This window comes from Nocardioides sp. CF8 (assembly GCF_000389985.1).
Taxonomy (GTDB): Bacteria; Actinomycetota; Actinomycetes; order Propionibacteriales; family Nocardioidaceae; genus Nocardioides; species Nocardioides allogilvus.
The window spans coordinates 4,195,980-4,201,504 of record NZ_CM001852.1 but is presented as its reverse complement, the minus strand read 5'-3'; the positions used below and the strand labels follow the sequence as shown (position 1 = coordinate 4,201,504).

6 protein-coding genes and 1 pseudogene are annotated in these 5,525 nt (G+C 69.8%); 6 read left to right on the top strand and 1 reads right to left on the bottom strand.

Annotated elements, in window-relative coordinates:
* Positions 1-227 precede the first annotated feature (227 nt).
* Positions 228-1,172, bottom strand: a complete 945-nt coding sequence (locus CF8_RS20420; protein WP_010834973.1) for a LysR family transcriptional regulator — start codon at positions 1,170-1,172, stop codon at positions 228-230.
* A gap of 53 nt (positions 1,173-1,225) precedes the next feature.
* Between CF8_RS20420 and CF8_RS20415 the strand changes: the two genes are divergently transcribed.
* The 6 genes and pseudogenes from CF8_RS20415 (at position 1,226) to CF8_RS20390 (ending at position 5,451) form a co-directional block, all read left to right on the top strand.
* Complete coding sequence (locus tag CF8_RS20415) at positions 1,226-2,347, top strand: YeiH family protein (RefSeq protein WP_036491692.1); 1,122 nt, start codon at positions 1,226-1,228, stop codon at positions 2,345-2,347.
* 280 nt (positions 2,348-2,627) lie between these two features.
* Positions 2,628-3,200: a fluoride efflux transporter FluC gene (locus CF8_RS21760; RefSeq protein WP_232211550.1), complete on the top strand. Its 573-nt coding sequence runs from the start codon at positions 2,628-2,630 to the stop codon at positions 3,198-3,200.
* Positions 3,197-3,564, top strand: a pseudogene (locus CF8_RS23405) (DUF190 domain-containing protein). The gene CF8_RS21760 and the pseudogene CF8_RS23405 overlap by 4 nt, the downstream one beginning before the upstream one ends.
* Positions 3,561-3,932: a fluoride efflux transporter CrcB gene (gene crcB / locus CF8_RS20400; RefSeq protein WP_010834970.1), complete on the top strand. Its 372-nt coding sequence runs from the start codon at positions 3,561-3,563 to the stop codon at positions 3,930-3,932. Before CF8_RS23405 ends, crcB begins: the two are co-directional and overlap by 4 nt.
* A gap of 38 nt (positions 3,933-3,970) precedes the next feature.
* Positions 3,971-4,615: a phosphatase PAP2 family protein gene (locus tag CF8_RS20395; RefSeq protein WP_156887290.1), complete on the top strand. Its 645-nt coding sequence runs from the start codon at positions 3,971-3,973 to the stop codon at positions 4,613-4,615.
* On the top strand, positions 4,612-5,451 hold the full coding sequence (locus CF8_RS20390) for an undecaprenyl-diphosphate phosphatase (RefSeq protein ID WP_036491690.1): 840 nt from the start codon (positions 4,612-4,614) through the stop codon (positions 5,449-5,451). Before CF8_RS20395 ends, CF8_RS20390 begins: the two co-directional genes overlap by 4 nt.
* The last annotated feature ends 74 nt before the right edge of the window (positions 5,452-5,525 follow it).

Genomic DNA, 5,525 nt, shown 5'->3' with positions numbered 1-5,525 from the left:
CGGGTGACGACCGGTTGCCGGTGAGGGATCCGCTTGCGGCGATCGACGTGCGCCGCGCCGTCAGCACTGCGGAGCGCCGCACGTCGTTCCCGCTGCGGTCACGCTCCGCGTGACGATCCTGCGCTGGCGCGCTCCGCGAGCCAATCCTGCTGCGGTGGCGCTCTGTGTGACCAGTAGTTTGTGGCGCGTTGACCAGCTCGCGCGAGTCACGGTAGCGCCAGCGATCCTCAACGAACTCGCGCTCTGCTCCGGGGTAGACGCCGGGCTCGTGGCCTCTCGGGGACTGCAAGCCGAAGCAGGTCCTCTGCCGGGCCGACCGGTCGCTGGCCGGTGAGCCAGACGGCACGTAGCGAGCGGTCGAGGTCGACTCCGTGAATGGGGACCTGGACTAGGCGGCCGGCTGCGACGTCGTCGTGCACTGCCAGGTCGGAGAGCACGGCCGGGCCGGCTCCGGCGATGACTGCGGAGCGGACGCCGCTGCTGGTCGACACCTCGAGCAGGGGTTGGGTGGGGGTACCGAACGGGGTCAGGGCTCGGTCCAGCGCGGTGCGGGTCCCCGACCCGGCTTCGCGGTGCACCAGCCGCGTTCCGGCCAGCTCCTCAGCCTCTACCGATCTACGGCGGTGGGCCCACGGGTGAGCGGGCGCGACGACGACCACGAGCCGGTCGGTCGCCACGACCTGAGCGGACAGGCCGGAGGGAAGGTCGGGGCCCTCGATGAAGCCGAGGTCGGCGTCGCCCGCGAGAACCGCGGCCGCCGTGGTGTCGCTGTTGCCTGCGGTCAGGCTGACGGCGGTGTCCGGATGCGTTGCGGCCAGCACGACGAGCCAGCCCGGCAGTAGATGCTCGGCCACGGTCAAGCTCGCCGCGACCCGCAGCCGCGCGATGCGGTCGCCGCGCAGGGACGCGATGCCCGCCTCGAGGACGTCCGCAGCAGCGAGGACCCCACGTGCCCACTCGGCCAGCAGTGCACCGTTTGGGGTGAGGTTCGAGCCACGGGCCGAGCGAGTGAGGACCGCGAACCCGACCAGCCGTTCGAGTCCGCGCACCCGTGCGCTCACGGCAGGCTGGCTTAGCCCGCGGGAGGCACCGGCCTTGCTCAGGCTGCCGCTGGCAACGATCTCGAGGAGCAGCGACAGGGTGTCGAGGTCGGGCACCCGGGTGAGAGTCATCGACCCACTCTAGAGCCCGCCATCAGTCCGGTGGATGACGTCATCGATCCAGGATGTCTACCGAGCGCCCGTCTGCCGGCGCAGGCTGGAAGTACCGACGAAGGAGAATGCCTGTGACCACGGCCCACGAAGCCCCTGTCCACCGACACCGCACCGGCAGCCGCTGCCGCCCGTCCTGCCCGCCCACTCCCGAGCCCGGGCACCGCAGTCCGGTACCTGGGTTGCTCGCCGTCGCAACCGCCACCGGCGTCGCGTTCGGCGTGCATGCCTTGGTCCCAGCGGTGAACCCCTCCACCGTCGCTGTGGTCATCGGCGCGCTCGCGGTCAACATCGGGCTGCACCACCCCTCCCTGCACGTCGGCACCCACGTCGCCTCACACCGGTTCCTGCGCCTGGCCGTCGTGCTGCTTGGCCTGCAGCTGGGGCTGCAACAGCTGCTCGACCTGGGGCCGCGCGGTGCCCTCGTCGTGGTCACCACCGTCACGGTCACGTTCACCGGAACGCGCCTGCTTGGGCGGCTGCTGGGTGTGCCGCCGGCCCGGTCCCTGCTCGTCGCCACCGGCTTCTCGATCTGCGGCGCCTCCGCCGTCGCCGCGATGGAGGAGGTCGCCGGCGGGGACGAGGACGACACGGCGGTCGCAATCGCGCTCGTCACGTTGTGCGGGAGCCTGGCCATCGTGCTGCTCCCGCTGCTTCGTGAGCCCCTCGGGCTCGACCCTGCTGCGTTCGGCAGCTGGGTCGGCGCAAGCGTGCACGACGTGGGCCAGACCGTCGCGACAGCCGACCGCGTACCGGGAGCCCTGACGACCGCGGTCGTCGTCAAGCTCAGCCGCGTCGTGCTCCTCGCCCCGCTGGTCGCCGGGACCGCCGTTGCGCTGCGGCGTCGCACTCCCGCGGCGGCGACGGGGCGCCGCCCACCGCTGCTTCCCCTGTTCGTCGCCGGCTTCCTGGCAGCGATCGCCGTCGCGAGCACCGGGCTCCTGCCCGACCCGGTCCTGCACGGCGCGAAGGTCCTCCAGGAGGTCTTGCTCGCCGCAGCCCTGGTCGGTCTGGGCACCGGGATCCACCTCCCGGTGCTGCGGCGCACCGGAGGCCGCGCGCTGGTGCTCGGCCTCATGTCATGGGTCCTCGTCGCGGGGGTCGCCTACGCCGGCGTACAGCTCACCGGCGCATGACGGGCAAGGGGTGGTGGTCGGTTCGACCAACCCCGCGGTGGGTGGGTCGTGTGGTTCGGGCACTCCTGCGCCCAACCTGGCCCAACATGGCCCGACCCTTCGGCGTGATCGTCGGGGATCCCAAACGCTGGGCGGTCCGCGCTGATGTGTTCGGGGTGTCCGGGTTCGCCGGTGAGTGTCGCAGTTGGTTAGCATGAGCGCACACGATGGCGGTGGGGCTCGCCGACAACCGTGGCGGCAGGCCACCAACAGTCCCTACCTGAGACAGGTAGGAGTTCGTGTGCCCGAAAATAGTGACCCCGACGTCGGCGATCTGCCGATCGATCCCGATACGTCCGGTGACAGGCTCACCGGCACGGTCCACCGGTTGCCTTCCTTATTCACGTCGCAGTGGGACGTGCTGCTCGCCATCAGCGCCGGCGGTGCACTGGGGAGCCTGGCACGTTGGGGTGTCGGTGAGCTCCTCCCATGGTCCGGGACCGAGTTCGCGTGGGGGACCTTCGTTGAGAACGTCTCTGGTGGGTTCGCGCTCGGCGTGCTGATGGTGTTCGTGCTGGACGTGTGGCCGTCGCAGCGGTACGTGCGCCCGTTCCTGGGCGTCGGCCTCCTCGGTGGCTACACCACCTTTTCGACCTACATGCTCGACGCACGCCTCCTGCTCGGCGAAGGACAGGTCCTCACCGCGTTCGCATATCTAGGAGGGTCCCTCCTGGCCGGCCTGCTCGCCGTCTGGGCCGGGATCGCCTCCGCACGGTTGATCGCACTCAGGCCGAGACGGTCACGACCCCGACATCCAGCACCTCCCGAGTCTTCCATGTTCGCGCACGACGATGACGAGGTGAGGAACCGATGACGCTGCGGGGTCCAGCGAGCAGGCTGACGATCATGGTGGGGGAGTCCGACCAGGTGCACCACCATCCCGTTTACACCGAGATCGTGCATTTGGCGCACCGGGCCGGGCTGGACGGGGCCAGCGCCTTTCGTGGCATCGAGGGGTTCGGCAAGTCGAACCACATCCACACCCCCAGGTGTGGTCGCTCCGCAAGGACCCGCCTGTCGCGGTGGTCATCGTGGACACCGACGAGCAGATTCGTGGCTTCCCCGAGCTGGAGCGGCTGGAGCTCGAGGGCATGGTGATCGTGGAGCCGGTCGAGGTCATCCGCTACGCGGGCAGAGGACCAGCCGGCCCGGCCGGCCCGGGGGAGGACCGGCGATGACAGTTGCGATGGTGCTGCTGGGTGGCGCTATCGGCGCTCCGTTGCGCTACCTCACCGACCTGGTCGTCCAGTCCCGCCACGACAGCGTCTTCCCGTGGGGAACCTTCACCGTCAACATGACCGGCTCGCTGGTCTTGGGCGTCACGGCGGCTGCGGTGACCGGCGCTGGGGTGCCGTCGTGGGTGTTGGCCTTGGTCGGCACCGGGTTCTGCGGTGCCCTCACCACGTTCTCCACCTTCGGGTTCGAGACCGTCCGGTTGCTCGAGGAAGGCTCGGTCCTCGCCGCGGGGTTGAACTGCCTCGCGAGCCTGGCGATCGGTCTGGGCGCGTGCGCCGGCGGGTACGCCATGACGGCCGCGCTCCTGTGAGCGAGGTGACGCCGGTCCGAGGACCGCGGCCGCGCTGGGTGAGATGGCTGCTGGCTGTCGCGGCCGTCCTGCTGTGCGTGCTGACCATCGCGTTGGCCGTGGGCTCGGAGCAGCTCGCGCGGCTCGACCAGACGGTCGCTGACTGGGGCTACCACTCCACCTGGGGCCACGCCGGTCGAAGCTCGTTCTGGGTCGCGGTGGCGACCTACGGGCAGCCGATGGTCCTGCGTGCGGTGCTGGTGCTTCTCGCGCTGGTGCTTCTCCCGCTGCTGCTGGCCCGGAAGCGCAACTGGTGCTTGGCGGCGTGGCTCGTCGCCGTCACCGTGACCGAGAACGTCATCGCCCCCTCGACCAAGCTCCTGCTCAGCCGCCCGCGCCCGGAGTGGCTCGAGCCGATCGCGGTCGAGCACAGTTTGTCCTACCCCTCGGGGCATGCCGCGATGGCAGGGACCTTCGCGGCCGCGGTGATCCTCGTGGCGCTGGCGATGATGGGTCCGGGATGGAGTCGGCAGCTGGTCGTGCTGCTCGCTCTGCTGGTCTACCTTGTGATCTCGGTGGACCGGATCTTCTTGGGTGTCCACTACCTCAGCGATGTCGTCGCCGGAAACCTGCTGGGGCTGTGCATCGCTCTGGCGGGGTGGCTGCTGCTCCTCCGGGTCACGTCCTCCGGGAGCGGGTGGTGAACTTGTGGGAGGCGGTGCTGCTGGGCATCGTCGAGGGGGTCACGGAGTTCCTGCCGATCTCGAGCACCGGCCATCTCACGATCGCCGAGGAGCTGCTCGGGTTGCCGGTTGATGACCCCGGCGTCACCGCCTTCACCGCTCTCATTCAGGTCGGGGCAATCGCTGCGGTTCTCGTCTACTTTCGCACCGACATCCGCACACTGGCGGTGGCGTGGTGTCGGGGACTTGTCGTGCCCGGGGAGCGGCACCGACCCGAGTACCGGATGGCCTGGTGCGTCATTGCGGGGTCCGTCCCGATCGGTGTCGTGGGCTTGCTCGCCAAGGACCTGGTCGCCGGCCCCCTACGCTCCCTGTGGGTCGTGGCCGTCGCACTCGTGGCGTGGAGCTTCGTCATGGTCTTGGCGGAGCGGTCTTCCCCGCGGCGCGGGCAAGCGGGCCGCGACCTCACCGTGCGCGATGCGGTGGTGATCGGGATTGTCCAGTGCGTGGCGCTGGTGCCGGGGGTTTCTCGTTCCGGAGCCACCATCAGCGCAGGGCTCTTTCTTGGACTGGACAGGGTCACTGCCACCCGGGTGTCGTTTTTCTTGTCCATTCCAGCGCTGGTCGCGGCCGGCGCCTACGAGGGGCTAATCACGGCCTCGCAGATCTCCACCACCGTCGGCTGGTGGCCCACCGTGGTGGCGACGGCGGTGAGCTTCGTCGTGGCCTACGTATCAATTGCGTGGCTACTCCGCCTCGTGGCCGGACACCCGATCACCGTCTTCGTCCCCTACCGGTTGGGATTGGCAGCGGTGCTCGTCGGGGGACTGCTGACAGGCCTGGTCAGCGCCACGTGACTCGTCCTTGGTCCGGAATCTTCAAACCGAGGAGGGTGGCACCGAGCGGCACGGCCCTCGTGGCGTTTGGGCTC